This is a genomic window from Caulobacter sp. P4_E5, assembly GCF_056401555.1.
Genome location: NZ_JBFUJD010000030.1, coordinates 24,722 through 50,583 on the forward strand (window position 1 = coordinate 24,722; position 25,862 = coordinate 50,583).

General features: G+C 69.8%; 29 protein-coding genes and 4 pseudogenes. 15 read left to right on the forward strand and 18 right to left on the reverse strand.

Annotated elements, in window-relative coordinates; translation table 11 throughout:
* The first annotated feature begins 71 nt into the window (after positions 1–71).
* Positions 72–467, forward strand: a complete 396-nt coding sequence (locus AC1DSO_RS11540; protein WP_477068953.1) for a hypothetical protein — start codon at positions 72–74, stop codon at positions 465–467.
* A gap of 26 nt (positions 468–493) precedes the next feature.
* Complete coding sequence (locus AC1DSO_RS11545; RefSeq protein ID WP_477068954.1) at positions 494–943, forward strand: response regulator; 450 nt, start codon at positions 494–496, stop codon at positions 941–943.
* A gap of 6 nt (positions 944–949) precedes the next feature.
* Here the strand turns inward: AC1DSO_RS11545 and AC1DSO_RS11550 are convergent, their stop codons facing one another.
* Positions 950–1,753, reverse strand: a complete 804-nt coding sequence (locus AC1DSO_RS11550) for a sialate O-acetylesterase (protein ID WP_477068955.1) — start codon at positions 1,751–1,753, stop codon at positions 950–952.
* A gap of 59 nt (positions 1,754–1,812) precedes the next feature.
* Here AC1DSO_RS11550 and AC1DSO_RS11555 point away from each other — a divergent pair.
* Positions 1,813–1,923: pseudogene (locus AC1DSO_RS11555) on the forward strand (hypothetical protein); the annotation flags it as partial.
* A 102-nt stretch (positions 1,924–2,025) separates the two neighbouring features.
* Here the strand turns inward: AC1DSO_RS11555 and AC1DSO_RS11560 are convergent.
* The 3 genes and pseudogenes from AC1DSO_RS11560 to prmC all read right to left on the reverse strand — a co-directional run bounded on the left by AC1DSO_RS11560 (position 2,026) and on the right by prmC (position 4,353).
* A complete protein-coding gene (locus AC1DSO_RS11560; RefSeq protein WP_477068956.1) occupies positions 2,026–3,225 on the reverse strand; it encodes a DUF4167 domain-containing protein in 1,200 nt (399 codons plus the stop codon).
* Positions 3,222–3,446: pseudogene (locus tag AC1DSO_RS11565) on the reverse strand (hypothetical protein). The gene AC1DSO_RS11560 and the pseudogene AC1DSO_RS11565 overlap by 4 nt, the downstream one beginning before the upstream one ends.
* A 37-nt stretch (positions 3,447–3,483) precedes the next feature.
* Positions 3,484–4,353 carry a peptide chain release factor N(5)-glutamine methyltransferase gene (prmC, locus tag AC1DSO_RS11570; protein WP_477068957.1) on the reverse strand — a complete coding sequence of 290 codons (870 nt, stop codon included), beginning with the start codon at positions 4,351–4,353 and terminating at the stop codon, positions 3,484–3,486.
* 88 nt (positions 4,354–4,441) lie between these two features.
* Between prmC and AC1DSO_RS11575 the strand changes: the two genes are divergently transcribed.
* Both AC1DSO_RS11575 and AC1DSO_RS11580 read left to right on the forward strand, forming a co-directional pair.
* Positions 4,442–4,693, forward strand: coding sequence for a type II toxin-antitoxin system ParD family antitoxin (locus tag AC1DSO_RS11575; protein WP_477068958.1), 252 nt, complete (start codon positions 4,442–4,444; stop codon positions 4,691–4,693).
* Positions 4,690–4,983, forward strand: a complete 294-nt coding sequence (locus AC1DSO_RS11580) for a type II toxin-antitoxin system RelE/ParE family toxin (RefSeq protein ID WP_477068959.1) — start codon at positions 4,690–4,692, stop codon at positions 4,981–4,983. Before AC1DSO_RS11575 ends, AC1DSO_RS11580 begins: the two co-directional genes overlap by 4 nt.
* Positions 4,984–4,986: 3 nt before the next feature.
* Here the strand turns inward: AC1DSO_RS11580 and AC1DSO_RS11585 are convergent, their stop codons facing one another.
* Positions 4,987–5,748, reverse strand: a complete 762-nt coding sequence (locus AC1DSO_RS11585; protein ID WP_477068960.1) for an MOSC domain-containing protein — start codon at positions 5,746–5,748, stop codon at positions 4,987–4,989.
* Positions 5,749–5,850: 102 nt separating this feature from the next.
* On the opposite strand from AC1DSO_RS11585, the gene AC1DSO_RS11590 reads away from it, so the two are divergent.
* From AC1DSO_RS11590 to AC1DSO_RS11600, 3 genes are all read left to right on the forward strand, one after another.
* Positions 5,851–7,065 carry a YihY/virulence factor BrkB family protein gene (locus AC1DSO_RS11590; protein ID WP_477068961.1) on the forward strand — a complete coding sequence of 405 codons (1,215 nt, stop codon included), beginning with the start codon at positions 5,851–5,853 and terminating at the stop codon, positions 7,063–7,065.
* Between the two features lie 180 nt (positions 7,066–7,245).
* Positions 7,246–7,773, forward strand: a complete 528-nt coding sequence (locus AC1DSO_RS11595; protein ID WP_477068962.1) for a GNAT family N-acetyltransferase — start codon at positions 7,246–7,248, stop codon at positions 7,771–7,773.
* 234 nt (positions 7,774–8,007) lie between these two features.
* A complete protein-coding gene (locus AC1DSO_RS11600; RefSeq protein ID WP_477068963.1) occupies positions 8,008–8,775 on the forward strand; it encodes a DUF3108 domain-containing protein in 768 nt (255 codons plus the stop codon).
* A gap of 185 nt (positions 8,776–8,960) precedes the next feature.
* On the opposite strand, the gene AC1DSO_RS11605 is transcribed toward AC1DSO_RS11600, so the two are convergent.
* On the reverse strand, positions 8,961–10,343 hold the full coding sequence (locus AC1DSO_RS11605; RefSeq protein ID WP_477068964.1) for an aminotransferase-like domain-containing protein: 1,383 nt from the start codon (positions 10,341–10,343) through the stop codon (positions 8,961–8,963).
* 95 nt (positions 10,344–10,438) lie between these two features.
* Between AC1DSO_RS11605 and AC1DSO_RS11610 the strand changes: the two genes are divergently transcribed.
* The 3 genes and pseudogenes from AC1DSO_RS11610 to AC1DSO_RS11620 all read left to right on the forward strand — a co-directional run.
* On the forward strand, positions 10,439–11,110 hold the full coding sequence (locus tag AC1DSO_RS11610) for a LysE family translocator (RefSeq protein WP_477068965.1): 672 nt from the start codon (positions 10,439–10,441) through the stop codon (positions 11,108–11,110).
* A gap of 189 nt (positions 11,111–11,299) precedes the next feature.
* Positions 11,300–11,773 (forward strand): molybdopterin-binding protein, encoded by a 474-nt coding sequence (locus AC1DSO_RS11615; RefSeq protein ID WP_477068966.1) that lies wholly within the window; start codon positions 11,300–11,302, stop codon positions 11,771–11,773.
* Between the two features lie 43 nt (positions 11,774–11,816).
* Positions 11,817–11,886, forward strand: a pseudogene (locus AC1DSO_RS11620) (hypothetical protein); the annotation flags it as partial.
* Between the two features lie 26 nt (positions 11,887–11,912).
* On the opposite strand, the gene AC1DSO_RS11625 reads toward AC1DSO_RS11620, so the two are convergent.
* Complete coding sequence (locus AC1DSO_RS11625) at positions 11,913–12,443, reverse strand: DUF1993 domain-containing protein (RefSeq protein WP_477068967.1); 531 nt, start codon at positions 12,441–12,443, stop codon at positions 11,913–11,915.
* A 232-nt stretch (positions 12,444–12,675) separates the two neighbouring features.
* Between AC1DSO_RS11625 and prfA the strand changes: the two genes are divergently transcribed.
* Positions 12,676–13,746, forward strand: a complete 1,071-nt coding sequence (prfA, locus tag AC1DSO_RS11630; RefSeq protein ID WP_477068968.1) for a peptide chain release factor 1 — start codon at positions 12,676–12,678, stop codon at positions 13,744–13,746.
* A 3-nt stretch (positions 13,747–13,749) separates the two neighbouring features.
* A complete protein-coding gene (locus tag AC1DSO_RS11635) occupies positions 13,750–14,514 on the forward strand; it encodes a pseudouridine synthase (protein WP_477068969.1) in 765 nt (254 codons plus the stop codon).
* Between the two features lie 137 nt (positions 14,515–14,651).
* On the opposite strand, the gene AC1DSO_RS11640 is transcribed toward AC1DSO_RS11635, so the two are convergent.
* Entirely contained in the window at positions 14,652–15,524 is an 873-nt protein-coding gene (locus tag AC1DSO_RS11640) for a LysR family transcriptional regulator (RefSeq protein WP_477068970.1), read from the reverse strand.
* 85 nt (positions 15,525–15,609) lie between these two features.
* Here AC1DSO_RS11640 and AC1DSO_RS11645 point away from each other — a divergent pair, with 85 nt between their 5' ends.
* Together AC1DSO_RS11645 and AC1DSO_RS11650 are read left to right on the forward strand one after the other, a co-directional pair.
* The gene (locus tag AC1DSO_RS11645) at positions 15,610–16,266 is read left to right on the forward strand and encodes an FMN-dependent NADH-azoreductase (RefSeq protein WP_477068971.1); all 657 of its coding nucleotides are present in this window, start codon (positions 15,610–15,612) and stop codon (positions 16,264–16,266) included.
* Positions 16,263–16,589: a DMT family transporter gene (locus tag AC1DSO_RS11650; RefSeq protein WP_477068972.1), complete on the forward strand. Its 327-nt coding sequence runs from the start codon at positions 16,263–16,265 to the stop codon at positions 16,587–16,589. Before AC1DSO_RS11645 ends, AC1DSO_RS11650 begins: the two co-directional genes overlap by 4 nt.
* A 4-nt stretch (positions 16,590–16,593) precedes the next feature.
* Here the strand turns inward: AC1DSO_RS11650 and AC1DSO_RS11655 are convergent, their stop codons facing one another.
* The 10 genes and pseudogenes from AC1DSO_RS11655 to AC1DSO_RS11700 form a co-directional block, all read right to left on the reverse strand.
* Positions 16,594–17,046 (reverse strand): MaoC family dehydratase, encoded by a 453-nt coding sequence (locus tag AC1DSO_RS11655; RefSeq protein WP_477068973.1) that lies wholly within the window; start codon positions 17,044–17,046, stop codon positions 16,594–16,596.
* 68 nt (positions 17,047–17,114) lie between these two features.
* Positions 17,115–17,519 (reverse strand): hypothetical protein, encoded by a 405-nt coding sequence (locus AC1DSO_RS11660; protein WP_477068974.1) that lies wholly within the window; start codon positions 17,517–17,519, stop codon positions 17,115–17,117.
* Positions 17,520–17,530: 11 nt separating this feature from the next.
* Positions 17,531–18,670: a flavodoxin-dependent (E)-4-hydroxy-3-methylbut-2-enyl-diphosphate synthase gene (ispG, locus tag AC1DSO_RS11665; RefSeq protein ID WP_477068975.1), complete on the reverse strand. Its 1,140-nt coding sequence runs from the start codon at positions 18,668–18,670 to the stop codon at positions 17,531–17,533.
* Positions 18,671–18,852: 182 nt separating this feature from the next.
* On the reverse strand, positions 18,853–19,914 hold the full coding sequence (locus AC1DSO_RS11670; RefSeq protein ID WP_477068976.1) for a helix-turn-helix domain-containing protein: 1,062 nt from the start codon (positions 19,912–19,914) through the stop codon (positions 18,853–18,855).
* A 158-nt stretch (positions 19,915–20,072) separates the two neighbouring features.
* A complete protein-coding gene (gene ptsP / locus AC1DSO_RS11675) occupies positions 20,073–22,337 on the reverse strand; it encodes a phosphoenolpyruvate--protein phosphotransferase (protein WP_477068977.1) in 2,265 nt (754 codons plus the stop codon).
* A gap of 284 nt (positions 22,338–22,621) precedes the next feature.
* Positions 22,622–23,080 carry a hypothetical protein gene (locus tag AC1DSO_RS11680; RefSeq protein WP_477068978.1) on the reverse strand — a complete coding sequence of 153 codons (459 nt, stop codon included), beginning with the start codon at positions 23,078–23,080 and terminating at the stop codon, positions 22,622–22,624.
* 146 nt (positions 23,081–23,226) lie between these two features.
* Positions 23,227–23,334, reverse strand: a pseudogene (locus AC1DSO_RS11685) (hypothetical protein); the annotation flags it as partial.
* A 16-nt stretch (positions 23,335–23,350) separates the two neighbouring features.
* Positions 23,351–24,298: a DMT family transporter gene (locus tag AC1DSO_RS11690; protein WP_477068979.1), complete on the reverse strand. Its 948-nt coding sequence runs from the start codon at positions 24,296–24,298 to the stop codon at positions 23,351–23,353.
* A 202-nt stretch (positions 24,299–24,500) separates the two neighbouring features.
* The gene (locus AC1DSO_RS11695) at positions 24,501–25,232 is read right to left on the reverse strand and encodes a helix-turn-helix domain-containing protein (RefSeq protein ID WP_477068980.1); all 732 of its coding nucleotides are present in this window, start codon (positions 25,230–25,232) and stop codon (positions 24,501–24,503) included.
* A gap of 18 nt (positions 25,233–25,250) precedes the next feature.
* Positions 25,251–25,715: a hypothetical protein gene (locus tag AC1DSO_RS11700; protein ID WP_477068981.1), complete on the reverse strand. Its 465-nt coding sequence runs from the start codon at positions 25,713–25,715 to the stop codon at positions 25,251–25,253.
* Positions 25,716–25,862: the final 147 nt, after the last annotated feature.

Genomic DNA, 25,862 nt, shown 5'->3' on the forward strand with positions numbered 1-25,862 from the left:
CTCTCTAAGTTTCAACTTCTTGGAAACGGGCGCGCGCCAAGGATTGTGGCTAGACCCGAGGAGTTCGTCCGATGAACGCTGCCGCCGCCGTTTCCGGAGCCCCGCTGCACGCCAGCATGGCGACCATGCTCGACGTGCTGGCCTGGGAGATCGAGCTGGCCGGCGCCCGCTGCATCTATCTGGACAGCATGATCGGCAAGATGATGAAGAACGTCCCCGAGGGGCAGCAAGACCTGCTGGTCGAGGGCATGCACACGGTCGACCTGCTGGCCCAGCATCTGACCAGCCTGTCGGCCTTCGCCCGCCGGATGAGCGCCCTGACCCCGGAGGACGTGACGGCCAGCGTCGACATCGCGCTCAGCGACATCACCCTGGGCGCCCTGGCCGACCGCATGTCGGTGGCCTTCGGCGGCACGGAACGCGGCATCTACGACGGCGAAGACGCCGGCGACCTGGACCTGTTTTAGGTCGGGCTCGCGCGGAGGTTCATGCGATGATCTACGCTCAAGGTCAGAAAATCATTGTCGGCGACGGTGACCGCACGGTCCTGGAGCTGCTGCAGATCCGGCTGGACACGGCCGGCTATCACGTCTGCCTCGCCCGCAACGGCCCGGCCGTGCTGGAGCTGCTCAAGCAGGTGCGGCCGGCGGTCATGGTCCTGGACGCCAGCCTGGCCGAGCTGTCGGCCTTCGACATCCTCGACACGCTGAAGAAGCGCGGGGAAAAGCCCTGCCCGGTGCTGCTGACCGGCCGCCGGCTGGCGCCGGAAGACGTCAAGCGCGGCATCGGCCTGGGCGTGCGCGACTGCATGCTCAAGCCGTTCAGCGGGGCCGACGTGGTCGAGCGGGTCGCGCGCCTGCTGCGTCCGCCGGCGGCGCCCAAGCCCGCCGCGCCGCCGATGATCAAGCCGCCGCCGGCAGAATTCGGCTCGGCCTATCTCTAGAAGGCTCTAGCGACACCCGCTCCGGCGCAGGCCTTCCATCGCCGCCGCCAGGCGAGCGCCGACGACGCGCTGGGCGGCGGTGGTCAGGTGCAGTTCGTCGGGCTTCATGGGCAGGCCTAGGGCCGGGACCATGGCCACGCAGGCGGGCAGCGGCCCGGCCTGGACCGCCTGGATCGCCGCCCACGAGGGATAGGTCTTCGGCGCGCTGACCTCGGGCGAGGGCCGATCGGCCAGTTGCACGATCACGATCGGCAGACGGGCGTCGCCCAGGTCCTGGCGGAACCGCGCCGCCAGCCCCTCGAACGCCGCGCGCCAGGCCTTCGCCGCGTCGGCGCGGCCGGCGTCGGTCTCGCCCTGATACCAGAGGATCCCCTTCACCTGGCCGCCCACCGCCCGGGCGCGGGCCAGGCACGAGCCGTACAGGGTGTCGCGCCCGCCGCCGGGTTTCCACTGTTCAATGGACGAGCCGCCCTTGGCGCAGGGGACCAGCAGGATGGGGCGGTGGCGCACGGCGCGGGTGGCGCGGGCGAAGACCAGGCCCGGCCCCACGGCGGCGATCCCCACGTCGCTCGACACCGCGTCGACCTGACCCGTCGCGTCGTCCAGCGGATCCAGGGCCGGCCGGATCTTCTCGTCATTGCCGTAGAGCTGAATGGCGGGGTCGGCGACGCGCTCTTCCGGCGTCAGCTCCGCGACCAGGCCGCGCCCGGACATGTTGGACTGGCCGGTGAGGAGGTAGACGTCGGGCTTCGGTGCGGCGACGGCGGGGGTGGCGAGCGTCAGGAGCAAGACGAGGGCTGTCAGGCGCACGAAAAACCTCCCAGCCAGCGACGTTCTTCCGTCCCAGCACCGAACATGATCCGGCATCCAAATCAGCTTGTCATCCCGGCCGCAGCGAAGCGGAGAGCCGGGACCCAGGGGCCAATGCAGTGCGGTTGCCCCTGGGTCCCGGACAGCCTCTGCGAGGCTTCCGGGATGACATGGAAAAGGGGTTTCTTCGAGTGTGGGTCTACATCGCCCAACGAAAAAGGGAGCCGCTTTCACGGCTCCCTTTCAATTAGTCTCGGCGAAAGGCCGAAGCCTCAGCCCTCGTCGGAGCCCGAACCGGCCGGAGCGCCTTCGCCCGCCTCGAAGCTGCGCGGGGCGCGGCGGCGGCGGGGTTTCTTGGCCTCTTCGCCTTCCGGCGCGGCCGGAGCCTCGGCGACGACCGCCTCGACAGCGGCCGGAGCCGCGGCGGCGCGGGCGGTCTTGCGGCCCAGGAAGGCCGGAGCCTCGCTGACGGCGCCGTCCTGGCCACGCAGCACCGGCGAGCTCTCGCTGGCCGGGGCGGCGCTCGAGGTCGGYAGCGGCGAGGCTTCCGGCTCGATCACGGCCATCGGGTCGCGGTCGCCGCGCGGCTGCCAATCGCGATCGCGGTTGCGGTCACGRCCACGGCGACGACCTTCGCGGCCCTCGCCCTCGGCGCCTTGCGGCTGGCTCTCGCCCTCGGCGGCGACGGCCGGACGGTCGTCACGGGGCCGGTCCTCACGGGGCCGGTCCTCACGGGGGCGGTCGTCACGAGGCCGGTCGTCGCGGTCACGGAAACGGTCCTCGCGGGGACGGTCGTCACGCGGGCGATCATCACGGGGACGGTCGTCACGCGGACGATCGTCGCGCGGGCGATCGTCGCGCGGCCGGTCATCACGCGGGCGGTCATCACGGGGACGATCGTCACGGGGCCGGTCATCACGCCAGCGGTCGCGGCGGCCTTCGCCCTCGCGGGGCCGGTCGTCACGCGGACGATCATCACGGGGACGGTCGCGGTTGTCGAAGTTGCGGTCACGATCGCGGTTGCGGTCGCGGTCGCGGTTCTCGAAGCGGTCGCGGCGCTGTTCGCCGCCTTCACCGCCGTCGCCGTCGCCCTGGTTCTCGGTCTGCGCCGGGGTCTCGACGGCCTCGACCTCTTCGGGCTCGGCCTCGAAGTCGATTTCGTACGCCGCGTAGACGTCCTTGCCGACGATGTCGCTGACCGGACGATTCGGCTGGATGGCCCGCAGCACGCGGAAATAGTGCTCGGCGTGCTGCAGATAGTTCTCGGCCAGCACCCGGTCGCCGGACGACGTCGCGTCGCGGGCCAGCTGCTGGTACTTTTCGTAGACGCTCTGGGCCGCGCCGCGAACCTTGACCCCTTCGGGCCCGTTCGAGTCGAACGCGCGGTTGGCGTTGTGCTGTTGAGGCTTGCCGCCGTTGCCGCCGCGATTGTTGCGGCCGCGTTGGCGCTTCATGCCTTTGAAATCTCTCATGTTCTCTTCTGAACCTGTCCGGAGGTCAGTCTTTTGCTGGCGCGTCCGGCCTTGCTGGTCTCTGAGCGGGTCGAACCCTGGGTCGGTTTCAGAGACACTGGTTTCCGTAGAGCCCCCGCCCTGCCTTGCGGCGCGGCGACCGGCGGACCGGGCGCGCCTGCCGGGGGAGCCTCGCATGCGCCCGACGCCTAAGCGTCAACGACGTCTGCTTTTCCCGTCACCCGGCGATCTGGAAGGAGACATGACTCGTCTAACGGTTCACGCCCGGCTTTCCAAGGGATTTTTCACCCCGGTGACAACGCGGTCGTGGGTCGACAGGTCCTTGACCGTCCGGACCTCCTGGCCGCCGGCCTGGCGGAACAGGGCCTCGACGGCCTTGGACTGGTCGAAGCCGATCTCGACGGCGAACATGCCGCCGGGCTTCAGCACCCGCAGGATCTCCGGCGCCAGCAGGCGATAGGCGTCCAGACCGTCGGCCCCGCCGTCCAGGGCCAGGCGCGGTTCGTGGTCGCGAACCTCCGGCTCCAGGGTGTCGATGTCGGCGGTCGGGATGTAGGGCGGGTTGGAGACCACCAGGTCGAAGGTCTCGTCGCCCAGGCCCGCCGTCCAGTCGCCGTGCAGGAAGGCCGCGCGGGTGTTGAGGTCCAGGCTGGCGGCGTTGTCGCGGGCCACGGCCAGGGCCTCGGCGGAGGCGTCGACCCCCAGGCCCTTGGCCGCCGGCCGCTCGGCCAGCACCGCCAGCAGGATCGTCCCCGAGCCGACGCCCAGATCCAGCATGTTGAAGTGCATGGCCTCGGGGAAGGCCTTCAGCACCTCGTCGACGATGACCTCGGTCTCGGGGCGGGGCGTCAGGACGTTCTTGTTCACCTGCAGCAGGATCTTCCAGAAGCCCTTGCGGCCGATGATGTGGCTGACCGGCTCGCGGCGCGCGCGGCGCGAGAGGTAGTCCTCCAGGGTGGCCTCCTGCTCGGCGCTCAGCTCGCGATAGGGATCGGTGACGATCTCGGTGCGGGAAACGTCGGCGGCCACTTCCAGCATCAGGCGCGCGTCGATGGACGGCTGATCGATGCCGGCCTCCTTCAGGCGATCCTTGGCGGCGGTCCAGGCTTTGACGAGGGTCAGGGTCATGGGCGGGGGTTTAGCGCTTTGATTTGGCGGAGGCGAGATTGAACGTAGTACCAGTTTTTGGTACCCTCAGGGGAACCGGGAGCCAGCCATGAGCAAGAATACTTCCATCGTGCTTAGTGAGCATTTTCAATCCTTCATCGCCGAGCAGGTCGAAGAAGGCCGATATGGCTCCGCAAGCGAGGTGGTGCGAGCTGGTCTTCGGCTCCTTGAAGATAGAGAAATGCGGCTGGCTCGATTGCGCGCCGCGCTCCTCGAAGGCGAACAAAGCGGCGTCGCTGAAGAATTCGATCTCGACGCCTTCATTGCCGAAAAGGCCAGAGAGGAAGGTCTCGAGGAGTGAGCGCCTACCGGCTTACGCCTAGAGCGCAACGCGACTTCGACGAGATCTGGATCTACTCGAAAGCAAAATGGGGCTCGCGCCGAGCGCTAGCCTACTTGCGGGGCATTCGAACCACGATTGCGCTCGTCGCATCGAATCCAGATCTCAGTCCGGTCGATGACGATCTCCCGGACGGCTACCGAAGACGTTCAGTGGGTTCGCATTTCATTTTCTACCGGCGACGAGATAGCTTCATAGAGATCGTCCGCGTGCTCCATCAGAATATGGACATCGAAAGCCATCTCTCCTGACGGTCACGCAATCCCCACCACATCCCCCTCCCCGACCGTCCCACCCTCGGTGACGTTCAGGTAGATGCCGCAGAACATGTGGCCGTAATTGTCGAATAGGGCCTTCACCAGCTCGACGTCGCGCTCGGCGGTCGTGGGGTCGACGTGGGTGGCGGCGCAGCGGACGATGGGTTTGAGCACCTCGGCGGTCACGCCCCCGACGGTCAGGATCTTGCCCGTCCAGTCGTTCTCGACCCAGGCCGGCCAGCCCTCGACATAGAGATTGGCCCGGAAGCGCAGCGGATCAAGGTCGCGGCCCACGCGCTGCCCCAGGTCGCGCACGCTGGCCAAGTTGACGATCGAGACATAGCCCGAGCGGCTGTCCATGAACCGGTGCGCGCCCGGGCCCTCGATCACCTTCAGCGGCCCGGAGGCCTCTTCGCCCAGCAGGCCGGTCAGCCAGGCCTCGAAGCCCGCCCGCCCCGCATCGGTGCGCAGGTCGCCGGCGAAGGCCTCACGGCCCTCGGCCGTGGCGCTGAGCACGCCGCTCGCCGCGTCATAGGCCGTGCGAGCCTTGGCGACGGCCGGGATCTTGGCCAGCACCGTGAACTTCATCTTCGAGATGTGGCCCGGCGCGGCGGGGTCGAAGCCGCTGGGGCCATCCTCGACCGCGTAGAGCCGGTCGCAGGGGAAGCACGCCCCCGCCTCCAAGGCAGCCGAGGTCAGCCGCTCGGGCGTGAAGCCCTTGACGGGGTGGCGGTAGATCGAGGCGATGCGGGCGTCCATGGCGCGGAAGATCGGGTCCGACTCGGGCTATGGCAAGGCTTTGAACGCCGCAATGCGGAACAGAGCGCGGCCATCGGGGTTTCCATGGCCTGGAGGGCGCCCATGACCGACGCATCGCCGCGTCCGATCCTGAGTTGGTTGAAGTCGCGGCCATATCATCTGGCGCCCTGGATCGTGCTGCTGGCTCTGACCCCGTTCGCCCTGCCAGCCAAGAAGCCTACCGAAGAGCCGATCATCGATCCGCCGGGCCTGTCCGAGGACCGGGCGATGCCGCCGCACGAGTTCGACCAGGCCGAACCGCGCCGGGGCCGGGCGGCTCGACATCCGGGACACATTCCGCTGCTGGGCTGGCGCGACATCCTTTGGCGCACCTGGCGCGAGATCACCGTCGACCGCCTGCCGGCCGTGGCCGGGGGCGTGACCTTCTACACCCTGCTGGCCCTGATCCCGGCCATCGGCGCCTTCGTGTCGCTGTACGGCCTGTTCGCCGACGTCCGCACCGTCGAGGAACAGCTGCGCGGCATGCAGGGGGTCTTCCCGCCCAGCGTGGTCCAGATCGTCGGCGAACAGATGCTGCGCCTGGCCAACCAGGGCGAGGGCAAGCTGGGCGTGGCCTTCGCCTTCAGCCTGCTGCTGTCGATCTGGAGCGCCAACGCCAGCATGCGGGCGCTCTTCGACGGCCTGAACATCGCCTATGACGAGGAGGAAAAGCGCCATCTCGTGCCGCGCACCCTGCTCAGCTACCTCTTCACCTTCTGCGCCCTGCTCTATGCGGCGATGGCCTCGGGCGTGCTGATCGTCACGCCGATCCTGCTGAAGGCCGCGCGGCTGTCGGCGCTGGACGGAATCCTGGCGCCGATCCGCTGGCTGATCGTGCTGGCCATGACCGCGGCGGCCTTCGGCGTGCTCTATCGCTTCGCCCCCAGCCGGGCCCAGGCGCGCTGGCGCTGGGTGTGGATCGGCGCCGCCGCCGCCTCGGCCGGATGGCTGGCCGRCTCGCTGGGCTTTTCGGTCTATGTCAACCGCATCGCCCACTACGACGCCACCTATGGCCCGCTGGGGGCGGTRATCGCCTTCATGGTCTGGGTGTGGTTCTCGATCATGGCCATTCTCGTGGGCGCCGAGCTGAACGCCGAGATCGAGCACCAGACGGCCGTCGACTCCACCACCGGCCCCGAACGGCCGATGGGCGCGCGCGGGGCGGCCATGGCCGACACGGTGGGCCTGGCCTTCCACCCCTGGGAGATGATCAAGCGCGAGGCGGGCGGCGTGCGGCGCATGGCCGGCGGGGCGTGGAAGAAGGTCCGGGGGCGATAGAGAGATCCTCCCCCGCGATGCGGGGGAGGTGGCCCGAAGGGCCGGAGGGGGCGAGCTGGACGGACGCCGCATTGGCCCCCTCAGTCGCTCCGCGACAGCTCCCCCGCACGCGGGGGAGCATCTTCCCATGGCGCTCGGCTCGCCTTAGCTTGCCGCGCCTTCGCTCGCCAGGAACCCTCCATGCCGCTGCTGACCCTCTACAAGGACCACGAACTGGCCGACATCGCCGCGCTGGTGAACTCGGCCTATCGCGGCGAGTTGGCTCAGCAGGGCTGGACCAGCGAGAGCTATCTGCTGGGCGGCCAGCGCACCGACGAGGCCACCTTGCGCGCCGACCTGGCCGCCAAGCCGGGCTCGACCCTCCTGACCTTCCGCGACGAAGAGTGGGAAAAGCCCTATGCCTGCGCGTGGATCGAACCTGCGGGAGACGACGCCTGGTACGTCGGCATGGTCACCGTCTCGCCGCTGCGCCAGGACGGCGGCACGGGCCGGGCGATGCTGGAAACCTGCGAGGCCTACGCCAAGGCGCGGGGCGGCAAGTCCATCAAGATGACGGTCATCTCGGTCCGCGACACCCTGATCGCCTGGTACGAGCGGCGCGGTTACCGCCTGACCGGCGAGACCGAACCCTTCCCCTATGGCGACGAACGCTTCGGCGTGCCGCAGCGCGACGACCTTCGCTTCGTGATCATGGAAAAGGCGCTGTAGGGGGCCTGGACACCCCCTCCGTCACGGCGCCTATCGGCGCCGCGCCACCTCCCCCGTTGCACGGGTGAGGAGGGGAGCAGTTTCCTCCTCCCTTGCGAAGCGGGGGAGGTGGCGCGATGCGGATACGCATCGTGACGGAGGGGGCGTCCCCTGCCCCCCGCATTACCGAACCTTAAGTGGCGCCCCGCGGCCCCCTGCCCTCACATGCCCGCGTTCTGTGATCAGGGGCTTTCCATGCGTTTCGTCTTCCGCGCGGCCGTCGGCGCCGCGCTCGCCGTCGCGGCGGCCACCTCGGCCCAGGCCGCGGTCACGCCGGTGCCGGTCGGCCAGCCGCTGGCGCGGTTCGACAAGGTCAAGCCGGCCGTGCACCGCTACCTGCGCTACCGGCAGGTCGGCGACACCATCCAGCCGATGGACGTCTGGACCCGCGAGATCCGCATCGAGCCCGACAAGGCCGGGGTCAAGCGCCTGCACATCGTCCAGCACTGGGACGGCGCGACGCTGGGCAACGTCAAGACGCTGGACTCGTGGTTCGAGCTGGGCACCTTCCGCCCGTTCACCCACGAGCGCCGCACCACCAAGGACGGCCAGACCAAGATCGAGGGCTTCGACTTCAAGCCCGACCGGATCGTCGGCCTGAAGGACCTGCCCGGCAACGCCCAGGCCGCCTATGACGTGGCCTCGCCGGAGCCCAGCTTCAATTTCGAGACCGACACCGAGTTCCTGCAGGCCCTGCCGCTGGCGGCCGGCTACGAGGCCAAGATCGTCTTCCACCACCCGGGCGGCGGCCCGCCGGCGCCCTACGTGTTCAAGGTGACCGGCAGTCAGGCCCTGACCAGCTCGGCCGGCGGCAAGGTCGACTGCTGGGTGATGACCACCGACTACAACCGCCCTGAAGGCAAGCCGGCCACCTTCTGGCTGGCCAAGGACAGCCAGGTGGTGATCAAGGTCGTGTCGCCGGCGCCGGACGGGTCGACGTGGGTGAAGACGTTGGTGTGGTAAGGGGTCCAGCCCGAACCATTTTGCCCCAAAATAGCGTGTCATCCCGGCCGCAGCGCAGCGGAGAGCCGGGACCCAGGGCCACCGCACTGGGCTTGGCCCCTGGGTCCCGGACAGCCTCTGCGAGGCTTCCGGGATGACACGAAGATTAGCGAGTGCGCATCGGTAGGCTTCTCGGTGAGTTGCCCCTAAACCATCGCCCGCGACCGCTCCCCCACCTCGCTGGACAGCGCCCCCGCCACGATCTCCAGCCCCCGGCGCAGGGTCTCGCGGTCGGGGGTCGCGCCCAGGCAGACGCGGACGCCGCTGCCGAAGCCGGGTTCGATCACCGGGGCCGACGGCGGCGTGACCTCGGCTCCGCCGCGCAGGGCCCGGCCGGCCAGGCGCTCGGCCTCCAACTCGCTCATCGGCAGCCAGACGTGCGGGGCGGTGTCCGAGCGCGGGGCCTCGATCGCGGGGCCCAGGATCTCGCGGGCCATGACCAGGCGCACGGCGGCCTCGTCGCGCACCTCGGCCAGGATCGTGTCGGCGACGCCGTCCTCGATCCACTGGGTGGCGATCAGCCCGCCGAAGGCCGGCGGCGCGAAGCTCACCACCCGCACGGCGTCCAGCACCCGCTCGAAGGCCTCGGCCGCCGGGGCGACCAGGAAGCCGGCGCGCAGGCCGGGGGCCAGGGTCTTGGACACTCCCGAGATGTGGAAGGTCCGCTCCGGGGCCAGCATGGCGAACGGCGGCGGGGCGTCGTCGGCATAGGCGCCGTAGATGTCGTCCTCGACCAGGGTCAGGTCGTGCTTGCGGGCGATGGCGACGATAGCGTCGCGGCGCGAGCGGCTCATGATCCGCCCTGTGGGGTTCTGCAAGGTCGGCAGCACCGCCAGCACCCGCGCGCCGGTCGCCTGGATCGCTTCCTCCAGGGCGTCGGGACGCAGGCCCTCGGCGTCCATGGCCAGGCCCTTGACCCGCCAGCCGGTGTAGGCCGCCAGGGCCTTGAGGCCGTGATAGGCCAGGGCCTCGGTCAGCAGCACGTCGCCGGGCCGCAGCACCGCGCCCAGGGCCAGGGACAGGCCCTGCTGGGCGCCGGCGCAGCAGATCAACCGCCGCCAGTCGACCGCCTCGTAGCTGCTGGTCCGCGCCAGCCAGGCCGCCCCCGCCCGCCGCTGGGCCTCGTGGCCGGTTGGCGGGGCGTAGGCCAGGTGTTCGGCCAGGTCCGACCGCTTGCGCAGGCGGGCCAGGGCCTCGGCGATCCGAGCGGTGGCCGGCGCCGACAGGGCGATGTTCTGGGCCAGGTTGATCGGGCCGTCGCGTTCGAACGGCCGGTGGGCGGTCAGGGCGTTGACGAAGCTGCCCCGGCCAACATGGGCGCTGACCAGCCCGGCCTTCTCGGCCTCGACATAGGCCCTCGTCACCGTGCCCAGGCCCACGCCCAGCCGATAGGCCAGTTCCCGCTGCGGCGGCAGGCGCGCGCCGGCCGCCAGCACGCCCGAGGCGATGTCGCCGCGCAGCACCCCCATCAGCCGCTCGTACAGCGGCGCCTCGCCGTCGGGGATCACTGGCGTCCAGGCCTGGACCACAACCGTCTCCTATATTGTCACCATAACAATATGCGGTTTGACTCGCGATACAATCGAAATCATCACGGTGACATCTTGCCCGATGGGAGGCCGTGATGACCCCGGAACTGCTGCTCGCTTTCGTCCTGTTCGCCTTCGCCACGGCCGGTACGCCCGGTCCGAACAACATGATGCTGTTGGCATCCGGCGCGAACTTCGGCTTCCGCCGCACGGTGCTGCACATCCTGGGGATCAGCGGCGGCCTGGGCTTCATGGTGCTGGCCATGGGCTTTGGCCTAGGCGGCGTGTTCCGCGCCTATCCGGTGCTGCACGAGGGGCTGCGCTGGGTCGGGGCGGCCTACATGCTGTGGCTGGCMTGGAAGATCGCCATGTCCAGCTCGGTCAGCGACAAGACCCTGGGCAAGCCGATGACCTTCCTGCAGGCGGCGGCGTTCCAGTGGGTCAATCCCAAGGCCTGGGCCATGGCCCTGAGCACGGTGACGACCTATACGCCGGAGGGCTCGGGCTGGACCATCGTGCCGCTGCTGGCCGGGACCTTCATGCTGGTCGGCGCGCCGTGCAGCGCCGCCTGGGCCGGCTTTGGCCAAGGCCTACGGCCGTTCCTGGACCGTCCCGCCGTGCTGCGGACGTTCAATGTCACCATGGCCCTGCTGCTGGTTGTCTCGCTGTACCCGCTGCTGGTCGACCACAAGACCGCGCCGGCCCCGGCGCCCCGCGAGGTGGCGTCCGAGGCGCCGGCGCTGCCGGTGATGCGGTCGCACGGGTAGCGGCCCATCAACATCAACAAAGCCGTGTCATCCCGGCCGTAGCGGAGCGGAGGGCCGGGACCCAGGGGCCACCGCACCGCGCCTGGCCCCTGGGTCCCGGACAGCCTCTGCGAGGCTTCCGGGATGACACGGGGTTTGCGTGTTGGGAGAGGTTGCCTCAGGTTCCGAGCGAACCTCCAGGGAATCCCCATGCGCCTGCTGCTCGCCCTCGCCGCCACGCTCGCCCTCGCCACCGCCACCCAGGCCCAGGACCTCAAGGTCACCGTGGCCGGGCGCGACAGCGTGGTGCTGGGCCCCAAGGAGCTGGCCGCCCTGCCCCGCGCCAAGGCGACGATCACGGTCAAGGGCGCCAGCGTCACCTATGAGGGCGTGCGGCTCGACGCCGTGCTGGCCCAGGCCGGGGTGGTGCACGGCGAGCGGCTGATGGGCCGCTATCTGAACCAGGTGGTGATCGCCCGCTCGGCCGACGGCTTCTTCAGCGTGCTGTCCCTGGCCGAGACCGATCCGGTGTACCGCGCCAATCCGGTGGTGGTCGCCGACACGGTCAACGGCCACAAGCTGGACGCCCGCGAGGGGCCGTATCGGTTGGTGGTGGACGGGGATTTGCGGCCTTCGCGCGCGCCGCGGCAGGTGGTGTCGATAGAGGTCAAGCCGGCGTTCTGAGGGGGCTACTTGCCCCCACCTGACCGCTTCGCGGTCGTCCGCCCCCGGGAGGGGGCGGAAGAGACGCGCTCCTTCTTCCCCCTCCGGGGGAGGAGCGCCGCAGGCGCGGAGGGGGCCTTCCGCCCCCCCCCCTCGCCCCCTAAGCCGGCGTCTTCACGCGCTCGGGACCCAGGTTCAGATAGTCGCGCTTGGTCAGCGGCACGCCGTGATGGCGCAGGATGTCGTAGGCGGTGACGACGTGGAACTGGAAGTTCGGCAGCACGAACTCCAGCAGATAGTCCTGGCCCGTGAAGCCCAGGGTGAACGGACCGGCCGGCACCTCGATCTCGCGGGTCCCGGCCCCGTCGAAGGCCGAGGCCGGCACGCCCTCGACGAAGGCCAGGGTCTTGGCGACGCGGCCTTGCAGGTCGGCGAAGGTCGTTTCCTCGTCGGCGAAGCTGGGGGCCTCGACGCCGGCCAGGCGGGCGGTCGCGCCCTTGGCGGTGTCGGAGGCGCGCTGGATCTGGCCGGCCAGCGGCAGCATGTCCTCGAACAGGCGCGCCTGGACATAGGCGTCCGGGTCGGTCCCGGCGGTCTCGGCGTGGGCCTTGGCCTTGTCGAGCAGGGCCGAGAGCGTCTTGAGGCCGCGCGTGATCGAGGTCACGGCGACGTGCTGGATGGAGACGGACATGGGAATTCCCTCGCTAGGCTCGCCGAACCCTCCGGCCGAGCCGCACAGCGCAGGTAACGACGCGCTTGAGCGTTTTCAATAACTACCTATGCGAAATACTTATGCGTCGCCCCGCGGCTGGCAGGCCCGTCTGACCTAACGAACCCCGACGGGTTTCTCCCCCGATCCATTCCCTTCGGCGGGGAAAGGCTTTAGACAGACCGACCGTTCAATCAGCCATACGACAAGCCCCTTGCGACTGCCCCAGGCCCGCCTCGACCAGGTTCTCGACCGTTACCGCGAAGTGGAGGCCCGCATGGGCGCGGCCACCGACGGGACCGAGATCGTCAAGCTCTCCAAGGAGCACGCCGAGCTGCGCCCCGTGGCCGAGGCCGTCGAGCGGCTGGCCAAGCTGTCGGCCGAGCGCGCCGAGCTGGACGAGATGGCCGCCGATCCCGAAATGGCCGCCATGATCCGCGACGAGATCCAGGCCCTGGACGACAAGCTCCCTGCCCTGGAGCACGACCTGGCCCTGATGCTGGCCCCCAAGGACAAGGACGAGAACGCTTCGGCCATCCTGGAAGTGCGGGCCGGCACGGGCGGCGACGAGGCGGCCCTGTTCGCCGGCGACCTGTTCCGCATGTACCAGCGCTACGCCACTCTGCAGGGCTGGCGCGTCGAGATCGACAGCATCTCGGAAGGCGAAATGGGCGGCTACAAGGAAATCGTCGCCTCGATCACCGGCGACGGCGTGTTCGGCCGGCTGAAGTTCGAGAGCGGCGTGCACCGGGTGCAGCGCGTGCCGGCCACCGAGGCGCAAGGCCGCATCCACACCTCGGCCGCCACGGTCGCCGTCCTGCCCGAGGCCGAGGACGTCGAGATCGACATCAAGGACAGCGACCTGCGGATCGACACCTACCGCTCGTCGGGGGCCGGCGGCCAGCACGTCAACAAGACCGACTCGGCCGTGCGCATCACCCACTTGCCCACCGGCGTGGTGGTGACCAGCTCGGAAAAGAGCCAGCACCAGAACCGCGCCAAGGCGATGAAGAACCTTAAAGCGCGCCTGTACGACATGCAGCGCCAGGCCTTGGACGACGCCCGCTCCGACGCCCGAAAGAGCCAGGTCGGCAGCGGCGACCGCTCCGAGCGCATCCGCACCTACAACTTCCCGCAGGGCCGGGTCACCGACCACCGCATCAACCTGACCCTCTACAACCTGGCGCGGATCATGGAGGGCGACGCCCTGGACGACGTGATCAACCCGCTGATCGCCGAGGATCAGGCCGAGCGCCTGGCCAGCCTCGAAGAGAGCTTCGGCTAAGCCATGGCGTTCACCCGCACCTACGCCGAGGACGAGCCCCAGCGGGTCAACAAGTGGCTGGCCCAAAGCGGGGTCTGCTCGCGCCGCGAGGCCGAGGCCCTGATCGCCGAAGGCTTGGTCTCGATCGACGGCGAGGTCGTCGAGGACGTCGGCCGCAAGATCCTGCCGGGCCAGACCCTGGTGCTGGCCGATCGCGCCACGGCCCAGCTGAACGCGGCCTACACCTACATGATCCACAAGCCGGTCGGCGTGGTCTCGTCCCAGCCGGATCCCGGCCAGGTGCCGGCCGCCCGTCTGCTGACCCGCCAGAACATCTGGGGCGGCGTGCCCGCGCCGATCCCGCAGTCGGGCGACCTGCTGCCGCCGATCGGCCGCCTGGACAAGGACTCGCGCGGCCTGCTGCTGCTGTCCCAGGACGGCGTCGTGGCCAAGGCCGTGATCGGCCCGCAGTCGGAGCTGGAAAAGGAATACCGGGTCGCGGTGATGGGCGAGCTGACCGAGGAGAAGCTGGAGCTCTTGCGCTTCGGCCTGGAGCTGGACGGCCGCGAGCTGCGCCCGGCCGAGGTCGAGGTCATCTCGGACCAGCGCCTGAGCATCGTCCTGCGCGAAGGCCGCAACCGCCAGATCCGCCGCATGTGCGAGCTGGTCGAGCTGAAGGTCGTCGACCTGTTCCGCGTGAGGATCGGCCCGCTGACCCTGGGCGAAATGCCGGAAGGCCGCTGGCGCCCGCTGACGAGTGAAGAGCGGGCGGCGCTGGTTGAGGGGTGAGGCCTATCTCCTCCCCCGCGTCGCGGGGGAGGTGGCCCGGAGGGCCGGAGGGGGCTAACTGGACGCATGCCGCATTAGCCCCCTCAGTCGCTCCGCTCTGCTCCCCCGCATCGCGGGGGAGCAGAGCGCCCTCCCGCCTAGCCGTCCCCCGGCCGGATCAACCCCTCCCGCAGGTGTTCGGTCGCGAAGGCGGTGAAGGCGCGGATCCTGGGCGAGGCCTTGAGATCCGGATGCGACAGCACCCACAGCTCGGACGCCAGTTCGGGGATGGGCTCGCCGACGCCGCGCAGCCGCGCGTCGGCCAGATATTCCGGCAGGACCGCCCGGCCCAGGCCACTGGCCGCCGCCTCGGCCGCAACGGCCATGCTGTTGACGCGACAGCTGGAGCCCTCCGCCTGTCCCTTCTGGGCGACCCACCGCGCGGACGGCGCGCCCAGCATGCTGTCGTCGAACGTGATCCAGCCCAGCGCCTCGGCGGGCGCGTCGCGGGCGACATAGACCCGGAAGTCGAAGCCGCCGACCCGCCGCCCCAGCAGGGACTCGGGCGGCGTGCGGGTCGGGCGGATGGCGACGTCGGCCTCGCGTCGTCCCAGGTCGGCGAAGGTGCTCGACACGGTCAGGGAGATCTCGACGCCGGGATGGGCCCGCTGGAAGGCGTGGACCAGGCGGCAGACCGGCCCGATCAGCGAGTCCGGCGTCGTCACGGCCAGCGGCCCCACCAGCCGGGCGTCGGCGGCGGCCAGGGTCAGGTCGAGGGCGTGCAGGCGCTCGGAAAGCGCCTCGGCGGCCTCGAGGATCGGCGCGGCGCGGGCGTTGGGGAACAGCCGGCCGTCATCCCGTTCGAACAGCGGCCCGCCTAGCCGCCGCTCGATCCGGCCCAGCCGGCGATAGACCGTGGCGACATGGGCGCCCAGCGCCTGGGCGGCCGCCTTGATCGACCCGCCGCGCGCCAGGGCCACGACCAGCTCGACGTCGGCATAGCCGATGCCGTTCGCATCATTGCGAATCATCTTCGCCTTCCTGGCCATTTCCGTCGCGTTGTCACGAAACTAGATCGGTTCGGCGCGGCCGTCACGGCCATGACCGGAGCCTTCCATGTCCCGTCTTCTGTTCATCGAGGCCTCCCCGCGAGGCCCGTCCTCGATCTCGACGGCGCTGGCCGAGGAGTTCGTCAAGCAACTGTCGTCCCACGGCGGCGTGACGGTGGATCGCCTGGATCTCTGGGCCAAGCCCCTGCCCGAACTGGACGGCGCCTTGTTGCAGGCCAAGTACGCCCGCCTGGCCGGCCGCGCTCACGACGCGGCGGAGACCGACGCGTGGCATGGGGTCGAGGCCATGGTCGAGCGGCTGGCCCGCGCGGACGCCGTGGTCATCGCCTCGCCGCTGTGGAACTTCGGCATCCCCTACAAGCTCAAGCACTATATCGACCTGGTCACCCAGCCGGGCCTGACCTTCCGCTTCACGCCCGGCGAGGGCTACACGCCGTTGCTCCGCGCCAAGCCCGTCGTGGCGGTGCTGGCCAGCTCCGGCGACTATCGGTCCGGGCTGAGCTACGGCCGCCAGGATCTGGCGACGCCCTATCTGAAGGCGGCGCTGGCCTTCATCGGCCTCTCGGACGCGACGGTGATCGGGGCCGGCCCGACGGTGGGTCCAGCCGAGGCGATCGCCGACGGCCTCGCCGACGCCCGCGCCCAGCTGCAGGCGGTGGCCGACGGGTTCCTCGAAGCCAGGCTCCTGGGGCAAGGCGCATGACGACCGGCGGCGCGTGGATGCTGCTGATCGCGTCGGGCTTGACCGACGTGGCCTGGGCCTATGCCGCCAAGCGCGCGGACGGGTTCAACCATCTCGGCTGGGGCGCGGTTTCGGTGGCCCTGCTCGTCCTGTTCATCGCCCTGCTGACCAAGGCCCTGCAGCGCCTGCCCCTGGGCGCGGCCTATGTGGTCTGGACGGGGATCGGCGCCGTCGGCGCGGTGATCGTCGGCGCGGTCCTGCTGAAGGAGCCGGTGACCGCGCCGCGGCTGGGCGCGATGGCGCTGGTGGTCCTGGGCGTGATCGGCCTGCGGCTGCAGACCTGATCCGCTAGACCTTGTGGGGTCGCCGCCGGCGCGGCACCCGCACCACGGCTTCGCCGTCCATGATCGGGTCGTCGCCGACCAGGGCCTCGCAGCGCAGGGTCACCCGGGCGCTGACCTCGTCGATGGCCGCGACGGTGATGCGGGCGACGACCACGTCGCCGATCCGCACCGGCTTGTGGAAGGCCAGGGTCTGGGACAGGTAGATCGAGCCGGCCCCCGGCAGGATGGTGCCGACCACCGCCGAGCCGAAAGAGGCCGACAGCAGGCCGTGGGCGATCCGGCCGCGATAGGCGGTCTTGGCCGCAAAGGCCTCGTCCATGTGCACGGGGTTGAAGTCGTCCGACGCCTCGGCGAATTGGCCGATGCGCGCCTCGGTGACGGTCACGCGCTTTTCGGCCACCATCCCGACGGACAGTTCTTCCAGGATGTAGCCGCCGGACGGATGAGGTTCGATCATGACGCGGCGTTAGCGGTCATGGCGCGTCGTGGCTAGTGGAAATACGCCGTCCCCGGATCGAGGACCGCTTACCGGCCGGGTCTGGGATACGGAACGAAGGCGTTCAGGCTGACCGAACCCTGCGAGATGCGCGAGCCTTGGTCGACCAGGGTGACGATGTCCATGCGGCACAGCTGGCCGCCGTTGGTCTTGGTCACCAGGGTGGCGTTTCGGTCCAGGAAGTCGGCGCCGTTGGGCCGGTTCACATAGAGGGCGCCGCCCGGCATCTCGTAGACGATGGCGGTGTTGTCGATGATCCGCGAGGACCCGGCCAGGCGCAGGTTGAGGCAGTCGACCGGCTTCCCGGCGGTGCGGCCTTCGAGCAGCTTGGCCAGCTGCGCCTCGGGCGGCTCCCGGTGTTTTTCGGCCGCGAGCGCGGCGGACGCCCCGGCCAGGACGAGGACCGCCGCCAACCCGTGAAGCATCGCGCGCATCGTTCGACTCCCTATTCCGCCGCCAAAACTTCCGCGTCCTGGGCCGCCCGCAGCTCGGCGGCCTTCTTTTCGACGAGCTCGACGATGTGGTCGATCATGCCGTCGTTGGATTGCTTGTGGTCGGGCTTGCCCGCCATGTAGACCATGCCCGCCCCGGCCCCGCCGCCGGTGAAGCCGATGTCGGTCATCAGGGCCTCGCCCGGGCCGTTGACCACGCAGCCGATGATCGACAGCGACATGGGCTGGGAGATGTGGGCCAGGCGCTCTTCCAGGGCCTCCACCGTCTTGATGACGTTGAAGCCCTGCCGGGCGCACGACGGGCAGGCGATGATGTTGACGCCGCGGTGGCGCAGGCCCAGCGACTTCAGGATGTCGAAGCCGACCTTGATCTCCTCGACGGGATCGGCGGCCAGCGAGACCCGGATGGTGTCGCCGATGCCGGCCCACAGCATCGAGCCGATGCCGATCGAGGACTTCACCGTCCCCGTGCGCAGCGCCCCGGCCTCGGTGACGCCCAGGTGCAGCGGACAGTCGATGGCCTCGGCCAGCTGGTAATAGGCGGCCACGGTCATGAACGGGTCGGAGGCCTTCACCGAGATCTTGAACTCGTGGAAGTCGTGGTCCTGCAGGATGCGGGCGTGGTTCAGGGCGCTCTCGACCATCGCCTCGGGGCACGGCTCGCCGTACTTTTCCAAGAGCTCGCGTTCCAGCGAGCCGGCGTTGACGCCGATCCGCATCGAGCAGCCGTGGTCGCGGGCGGCCTGGATCACGTCGCGGACCCGGTCCGCCGAGCCGATATTGCCCGGATTGATCCGCAGGCACGCCGCGCCCGCCTGGGCCGCCTCGATGCCGCGCTTGTAGTGGAAGTGGATGTCGGCCACGAGCGGGACCTTGGCCTCGCGGGCGATGGTCTTGAACGCGGCGGTGCTGTCGACGTCGGGACAGCTGACCCGCACGATGTCGGCGCCGGCCTCTTCCAGCTGACGGATCTGCTCCAGCGTCGCCTTGGCGTCGCTGGTCAGGGTGTTGGTCATCGACTGGACGGTGATCGGCGCGTCGCCGCCCACCTCGACATTGCCGACGCGGATCTTGCGCGATTGCCGACGCGTGATCATGCGCCAGGGACGGACGTGCGTGTGGTCTGCGGCCATGGGGGTAATTTAGAGGTTCTCAGGCAGGAACTGAAGGGCCGAACCCATTCCTTCTCCCCTTGCGGGAGAAGGTGTCGCCGCCAGGCGACGGATGAGGGGTCGCACGGACCTGTCGGAGCGGGCTTTCAACCCCTCATCCGTCCGCTTCGCGGCCACCTTCTCCCGCAAGGGGAGAAGGGTTGCTAGGGCTTCGGAGCCGCCGCCGGAGCCGCCGGCTTCGCCGCCACCGGCGCGGCCGGGACCAGCTTGCTCAGCGCCGTCTGGCTCGATTGCAGGCGGCCGGTCAGCACGCCGTTGCCATAGACCTCGAACTGCGCCGGGTCCGAGACGTCGGCGGTCAGGCCAGGCGTGCGCGGCGCTCGATAGGCCTCGCCAGCGGCGAGGGCGCGGGCGAAATAGACCTGGCCGTCGGCGCCGCGCACCACCAGGGTGGCGGCCTTGCGGGCCTGCAGGATGACGCCCGAGGACTCGGCGGGCGAAGCGCCCAGCACCGCGCCCTTGGGCTTGAACGACCCGCCCAGCACGAACTGCGTGCTCGGATCCACAACGCCGTTCCTGGCGTCGGCCGCATCGCGCGCCTTGGCGGCGGCGTGGGCCGCGTCGACCGAACCGCCGTTGGCGGCGGCGTCGTCGAGGCCAGGGGTCTTGTAGGGCTCGGGCGTGGTCGACTCGACCGGGGCCGGCAGCGGCGCGCCGAGCGCGACCTGGCTGTTGCTGGCGTGGGCCTGGACCTGGGTCGAGGCGGCGGCCGAGGCCACCTGGGCCGGCGGCTCTTCCTTGGCCATGGCGCGCTGGGCGACGTTCCACAGCAGGATGGCGCCGACCACCAGCAGGCCGCCGGCGAAGATCAGGGCCAGGCGCGGGTCGCGCTCGCGGCGCACGCCGACCGGGGCCCGCAGCTCGCCGCCCTCGTCGGGGGCGTCGGTCTTGAACCGGGCCACGGCGGCGTCGCCGTCCAGGCCCAGCAGGCCGGCATAGGCGCGGACATAGCCGATGGTGAACGGGCGCGAGGGCAGGTCGTCGAGGCGCATGTCCTCGAGAGCCTCGATATAGCTCTGGCGGATGCGAGTGGCGTCGGCCACGTCCTGGGTGGTCAGGCCGCGGAATTCGCGGGCCGCCTTCAGGGCCAGGCCGATGTCGGCGCCATGTTCCAGCGACGGTTGCGCCACGGCTGCCGGTGTGTCGTCCGCTTCAGCGTCCGCGACCAAATGCAAACGCCTCACGTTGCCCATATCCAGCGGCATGCGAGTCAGTAGCCCCCAAAATCGCGCCGCGCGCGAACGCGGCGTACGCTCCCCCACTCCGTAACGCACGGAGTCTTAACAAGTGTTTGTGGATATCAAACTAAGTAGCGGGATTCAATGTACTAAAAGGTCACGCTTGGTTAATAGCCAAGCTTAGATCACACCGCCACGTACAGCTTCCGGGCCAAGGTTTCGATCTCGCCACGCAAGGATCCGCTGGTCCCCTTCAGCAGGGCCTCGACGTTGCGGCGGGCGGCCTCGCGGTCGCACGACAGCACCATCTGCTTGACCGGTCCGATGCCGGCCGGCGGCATCGAAAGGGCTTCAAAACCCAGCGCGATCAATGCGAACGCCTCCAGCGGACGGCCGGCCATTTCTCCGCAGACGGACACCGGGGTGCCGGTGTCGGCGCAGGCCTGCTGGATGGTTTTCAGGGCCCGCAGGGCGGCCGGCGACAGCGGGTCGTAGCGGTCCGAGACCTTCGGATTGCCCCGATCGGCGGCGAACAGGTACTGCATCAGGTCGTTGGTGCCGACCGAAACGAAGTCGGTCATCGGCAACAGCGCGTCCAAATGCCACAGCAAGGACGGGGCCTCGATCATCGCCCCGACGTCGAGGCGGGCGGGCGCGGGCCGGCCGCGCTTCAGGGCCCAGGCCACTTCCTGGTCGACGAACGAGCGGGCGGCGCGAAACTCGTCGACATTGGCCACCAGCGGGAACATCACCCGCAGCGGCCGGCCGGCGGCGGCCTTGATCAGGGCGCGGATCTGCATGCGCAGCAGGGCCGGACGGTCCAGGCCCATGCGCACGGCGCGCCAGCCCAGGGCCGGATTGTCCTCGCGCTCCAGCTCCATGTACGGCAGCAGCTTGTCGCCGCCCAGGTCGAGCGTGCGGAAGGTCACCGGCATGCCGTTGGCGGCCTCCAGCACCTTCTCGTAGAGGATGGTCTGGGCCTCGAGGCGCGGCAGCTCCTCGGCGACCATGAACTGGAACTCGGTGCGGAACAGGCCGATGCCCTCGGCCCCGGTCTCGGCCAGGATGTCGAGGTCGACGGCCAGGCCGGCGTTCATCAGCAGGGTGATCTTGGCCCCGTCCTTGGTGATCGGCGGGGTGTCGCGCAGGCGGGCGAACTCGGCCTTGCGCTGGGCGCGGACCTCCATCCGGGCCCGCAGCGCCTTGACCACGTCCGGTCGCGGCCGCAGCCAGGCCTCCTGGGTCTCGGCGTCGACCACCACCGGGTCGCCCTCGCTGAGCCGGTCGCGCAGGCCGGCCAGGCGGCCGACGCAGGGAATGTCCAGGGCGCGGGCCACGATGCCGGCATGGCTGGCGGCCGAGCCTTCCTCCAGCAGGATGCCCTTCAGCTTGGTGCGGTCGTATTCCAGCAAGTCGGCCGGCCCCAGGTTCCGGGCGATCAGGATGGCGTCGTCGGGCAGCTGGCGCACCTTGTGCACGTCGCCCGACAGGTGGCGCAGCAGCCGGTCGTTCAGGTCTTCCAGGTCGTGCAGCCGCTCGCGCAGATAGGGATCGCGGGCCTGGCCCAGGCGGGCGCGGTGCTCGGAGCGGACCCGTTCGACGGCGGCCTCCGCCGTCAGGCCCGAACGCACCGCCTCTTGCAGGCCCCGATTCCAGCCCCGGTCGTGGGCGAACATCCGGTAGGTCTCGAGCACCTCGTACGAGGCGCCGACCAGGCCGTGCTGACCTTCCAGCATCTCGTCGATCTGGGTCTGCAGCGCCTCGATCGCGTAGGAGAGGCGGGCCTCCTCGGCCAGGGCGTCGTCGGACAGCAGGGTCTCGGGGGCGACCGGCTGCTCGTGCAGCACCGCCACGCCATAGGCCAGGCCCTCGGCGAAGCGCGAGCCCTTCAGCCGCTCCGGCTTGTGCGGGGCCAGCTCGACGTCCTTGAGCTCGGCGGCGCCTAGGAGCTCGCTGGAGCTGACCATCTCGGCCAGCACCATGGCGATGATCTGGAGGTCCTCGACCTCCTCCTCGTCATAGACCCGCTCGGTGCGGTTCTGGACGACCAGCACGCCGATCGCCCGGCCGCCGCGCAGCAGCGGCACGGCCAGGAAGGCGTGGTAGGGGTCTTCGCCCGTTTCCGGACGGTACGAGAATTGCGGATGGCTGGCGGCGTCCGACAGGTTCAGCGGCCGGCCCAGGCGCATGGTCTCGCCGACCAGGCCCTCGCCCGGCTTCAGCCGCGTGACGTGGACGGCCTCGCGGGCCAGGCCTTCGGTGGCGAACAGTTCGAGATCGCCGGACGCGCGGCGCAGATAGATCGAGCAGACTTCCGCCACCATCGAGATGGCGATGGTGCGCACCACCATGTCGAGCTTGGCCTGGGCGGGTCCCCCGCCGGCCATGGCCTCGCGGATCTGCCGCAGCAGGCTGCGTGGACCTCGAACGGCGATGCCGGATGCAGCCATCTCGCCCGCGTGCGCTCCCTAACCCTGAACAGGTCTAGCCTAGCGTCAAGCGCCAGGGGTTAAAGACCACCCGTTCCTAGATGGGGGCTATAGCAGATTTCGCACCGGAACTAGCGGGTCCGAACAACCGAACGTCGATTAGGTGAGGCGGCGCGAAAAAGCGCCGCCCCATTCCTTCTCGAAAAGACGGAGGGCGCGAAAAAGCGCCGCCCGGTTTGAGCCGGACGGCGCAGTCTGCGTCACTGGGGAGGGATCATGACACCAGCGACGGTCGTGCCGGGGGCCTAGCGGCGATAGCCGTAGGCGTAGCGGTCGTCGTAACGGTCGTGGCGACGGTCGTCGCGGTCATAGGCGTAGCGGCTGTCGCGATAGCGGTTGTCGTTGTAGCGGTTGTCGTTGTAGCGGTTGTCGTAGCCGTAGCGGCCGTTGTTGGTGTAGCCGCTGTTGTGGTAGCCGCTGTAGCGGTTGTCGTAGCGCGGGGCGGTCCGATAGCCGCTGCTGTAGCGACGGTCGTGCTTGTCCTTGGCCGTGGTGGCGCCCAGCGCCGCGCCGGCGACCGCGCCGATGGCGACCGCGTCGGTCTTGCCGTCGCCGATGGCCGCACCGGCCAGACCGCCGATCACGGCGCCGACCAGGGCGCGGTTGGTCTTCTCGCCGGCGAACGCGGCCGAGGCGGGGGCGACCAGCGCGCCGGTGATGGCGACGGCGACGACGGTCTTGGTGAACTTGCCGATGGTCTTCATGGCAGGGCTCCTATCGAGAGCGTCGCCCCCTTTCCCGAAGATGAGATTGGACGGCGCTGTTGATACGAGTTGTAGGACCCCGCGCTTGAACCTGATCTGAACCGCGCTGTTCAGATTCGCTTCATGTTGAGAAAAACTTCCCAAAGCCAAAAAACGCGCGTCATCCCGGCCGCAGCGAAGCGGAGAACCGGGACCCAGGGGTCGCCGCACTGCGCTTGGCCCCTGGGTCCCGGGTCGGCTTCGCCGCCCGGGATGACTCTGAATTTGGGTTTAGCTCACGGTGGCGGGTTTAGCGGCCGGCCGATGCAGCCGCACCGACCACAGCACGCCCGCCAGCATCAGCACGATCGCCGCCGTCTCCAGGCCGCGCGGCCAGCGGCCCTCGTGCAGGAAGCCGTACAGCAGGGCGAACAGGGTCTCGAACACGATCAGCTGGCCCGACAGGCTGAGCGGCAGCAGGCGGCTGGCGGCGTTCCACAGGCCATTGCCGATCACCGAGGCCCCGATCGCCACCGCGAGACTGACCGCCCAGAACCCGCCCCAGGCGGCCGGCGCATGGACCTTGCCGCCCAGCAGGAAGGCCGGGACCACCAGCAGCAACGCCAGCAGGCCGGTGGCCAGGCCGGTCAGCAGCGACCACTCGTGGCTGGTGAACTTCGGCGTCGCCGCCAGCCGCCGGGCGTTCCAGACGGCGTAGGCGGTCCACATGGCCAGGGCCAGGGTCGCGCCCAGCACGCCTGCCATCTGCCGGCCGATCCCGACGCCGTGGCCGTCCGTGAACACCGAGACGTTGATGCAGACCCCGCCGGCCACGACCAGGGCCAGCGGCGCGGCCAGGTGACGGAGCGCGACCCCCTCCCCTGGTCTGGCCCCGACCAGGGTCACCGTCACTGGCAGCAAGCCGATGATCAGCGAGGCCAGGGCCACGCCCGCGCTCTGCACCGCGATTGACAGGCCGACATAGTAGATCAGATTGCCCAGCAGGCTGAGCAGCACCAGGTCGCGCCAGTCGCGGCCATCCATCTTGGCCATCACCGTCCGCCAGGTCGGGACCAGCAGCGCCGCCGAGGCCAGGCCGTAGGCGATGTAGCGCCCCGCCGTCATCTGCAACGGCGTGAAGGCGGAGAGCAGCTTCGGGGCCAGGAACACCCCGCCCCAGAACGCGCCGGCGATCAGGCCGCACAGCAGGCCCAGGACGAGGTTGCGGGAGGTGTTCATGAGGATGGGGGATTAGCAGGTCACGGCGCGGGCGGCTTGGCGAAAGCTCCTGGAGGTTTGGTGTTTTCTCTCCCTCTCCCCTTGCGGGAGAGGGTGGCCCGCGAAGCGGGTCGGGTGAGGGGTCGCGCCGCCCTATCGGACAGGCCTTTCGACCCCTCATCCGGCGCTGCGCGCCACCTTCTCCCGCAAGGGGAGAAGGAAACTACCGCCCCTTCCGCCACGCGCCCGGCGTGACGCCCAACACGGCCTTCATCCGCCTGGTCAGCCCGCTCTGGTCGCCGTGACCCGTCCGCACGGCGATTTCTGCGATCGACAGATCGCTGTCCGACAGCAGCCGCTGCGCCGCGCGGAGCCGCGCGTCCGACAGCGCGCCATGCGGGGTGGTCCCATAGACCTCCGAGAACCGCGCGAAGAACTGGCTCTGGCTCATCCCCGCCTCGGCGGCCAGGTCGCGGACGGTCAGAGGCTGGTCGTAGCGCGCCTCGATCAGGGCGGCGGCGCGGGCCAGGCGTGGGTCGACCTGGTCCGGGGCCGCCGACAGCCCGCGCAGCAGCAGCGGCATCCACAGGCTGGCCACGCCGCCCTCGATCGGGCCGGGGCCTTCGCCAGCCAAGAACTCAAGCAGACCCCGCACCGCGCCAGTCACCGGGGCGAACGGCCGCTCGCGCAGGCGTTCGAACGGCTTCATCAGCGCGCCGCCGATGTCGGCGACCACGAACAGGTTCTCGCCCGAGGCGGCGAAGGCGTGGCGCGCGCCGGGCGGGACCACCGCCGCGCGGCCCGGATCGACCCGGCCGCCCCGGCCGTCGATCTCCATCTCCAGCACGCCCCGGCGCGGCAGCACGATCTGATCGAACGCGTGGACGTGCGGCGGCGCGTCCTGGCCATAGCGGCGGAACGAGAGCTCGGCGGGGGCGGTCAGATGGTGGCCCATGACCCCACTATAGCGGGATCAGCCGTGCCCCGGCAGGGACAGCGGCTCGTCGGCGTCGGCCACCAGGCGGCGGGCCTGGGCCAGGGCCGCGTCGATGTCGTTCTCGATGAACTCGACCTCGAGGTCGGTCAGCGGGTGCGGCGCGGCGACGACGTTGCGCAGGTAGGCGCGCTTTTCCGGCTCGGTCATGGTCCACCAACCGACGGTGTGGCCTTCCTCGATGACCGCGTCGCCCATGGCCAGCAGGTCGTCGGTGTCGAAGATCGGCTGGCCGGGCTTTTCCGGGAACCACTGACCCTCGTCCGGCAAGGCCTTGTCCAGCTGGCTGAGCAGGGCCGCCAGCCAGGGGCTGATCAGCAGCGGCTTCTCGTAGCCGTCGCCGAACTTGGCGCGCAGCAGCAGATCGTAGAGCATTTCGAGCCCGGCATCGCCATGGAAGGTGACGGTCTTGGCGAAGGGATCGAACTTGAAGACGTCGGACATGGGTTTCCCTGCTGGGAGGCTCCGTGGGCTGGCGCCCCTCATAACGTCCGAACGCGACGTTTTGTAGAAGAAAGGGCGGTTACCGCCCCCTCCGTCACGATGCGTATCCGCATCGCGCCACCTCCCCCGCTTCGCATGGGAGGAGGA

Bases quoted from the DNA above. Each gene is read 5' to 3' on its own strand.
- AC1DSO_RS11680 (WP_477068978.1), bottom strand. From the start codon at position 23,080: ATGAAGACCATCGGCAAGTTCACCAAGACCGTCGTCGCCGTCGCCATC.
- AC1DSO_RS11660 (WP_477068974.1), bottom strand. From the start codon at position 17,519: ATGCGCGCGATGCTTCACGGGTTGGCGGCGGTCCTCGTCCTGGCCGGG.
- AC1DSO_RS11575 (WP_477068958.1), top strand. From the start codon at position 4,442: ATGAGCAAGAATACTTCCATCGTGCTTAGTGAGCATTTTCAATCCTTC.
- AC1DSO_RS11635 (WP_477068969.1), top strand. From the start codon at position 13,750: ATGGCGTTCACCCGCACCTACGCCGAGGACGAGCCCCAGCGGGTCAAC.
- prmC (WP_477068957.1), bottom strand. From the start codon at position 4,353: ATGACCCTGACCCTCGTCAAAGCCTGGACCGCCGCCAAGGATCGCCTG.
- AC1DSO_RS11615 (WP_477068966.1), top strand. From the start codon at position 11,300: ATGCGCCTGCTGCTCGCCCTCGCCGCCACGCTCGCCCTCGCCACCGCC.
- AC1DSO_RS11600 (WP_477068963.1), top strand. From the start codon at position 8,008: ATGCGTTTCGTCTTCCGCGCGGCCGTCGGCGCCGCGCTCGCCGTCGCG.
- AC1DSO_RS11650 (WP_477068972.1), top strand. From the start codon at position 16,263: ATGACGACCGGCGGCGCGTGGATGCTGCTGATCGCGTCGGGCTTGACC.
- AC1DSO_RS11645 (WP_477068971.1), top strand. From the start codon at position 15,610: ATGTCCCGTCTTCTGTTCATCGAGGCCTCCCCGCGAGGCCCGTCCTCG.
- AC1DSO_RS11690 (WP_477068979.1), bottom strand. From the start codon at position 24,298: ATGAACACCTCCCGCAACCTCGTCCTGGGCCTGCTGTGCGGCCTGATC.
- ptsP (WP_477068977.1), bottom strand. From the start codon at position 22,337: ATGGCTGCATCCGGCATCGCCGTTCGAGGTCCACGCAGCCTGCTGCGG.
- AC1DSO_RS11655 (WP_477068973.1), bottom strand. From the start codon at position 17,046: ATGATCGAACCTCATCCGTCCGGCGGCTACATCCTGGAAGAACTGTCC.
- AC1DSO_RS11640 (WP_477068970.1), bottom strand. From the start codon at position 15,524: ATGATTCGCAATGATGCGAACGGCATCGGCTATGCCGACGTCGAGCTG.
- AC1DSO_RS11585 (WP_477068960.1), bottom strand. From the start codon at position 5,748: ATGGACGCCCGCATCGCCTCGATCTACCGCCACCCCGTCAAGGGCTTC.
- AC1DSO_RS11700 (WP_477068981.1), bottom strand. From the start codon at position 25,715: ATGTCCGACGTCTTCAAGTTCGATCCCTTCGCCAAGACCGTCACCTTC.
- AC1DSO_RS11545 (WP_477068954.1), top strand. From the start codon at position 494: ATGATCTACGCTCAAGGTCAGAAAATCATTGTCGGCGACGGTGACCGC.
- AC1DSO_RS11695 (WP_477068980.1), bottom strand. From the start codon at position 25,232: ATGGGCCACCATCTGACCGCCCCCGCCGAGCTCTCGTTCCGCCGCTAT.
- AC1DSO_RS11540 (WP_477068953.1), top strand. From the start codon at position 72: ATGAACGCTGCCGCCGCCGTTTCCGGAGCCCCGCTGCACGCCAGCATG.
- AC1DSO_RS11595 (WP_477068962.1), top strand. From the start codon at position 7,246: ATGCCGCTGCTGACCCTCTACAAGGACCACGAACTGGCCGACATCGCC.
- ispG (WP_477068975.1), bottom strand. From the start codon at position 18,670: ATGGCCGCAGACCACACGCACGTCCGTCCCTGGCGCATGATCACGCGT.
- AC1DSO_RS11625 (WP_477068967.1), bottom strand. From the start codon at position 12,443: ATGTCCGTCTCCATCCAGCACGTCGCCGTGACCTCGATCACGCGCGGC.
- AC1DSO_RS11670 (WP_477068976.1), bottom strand. From the start codon at position 19,914: ATGCCGCTGGATATGGGCAACGTGAGGCGTTTGCATTTGGTCGCGGAC.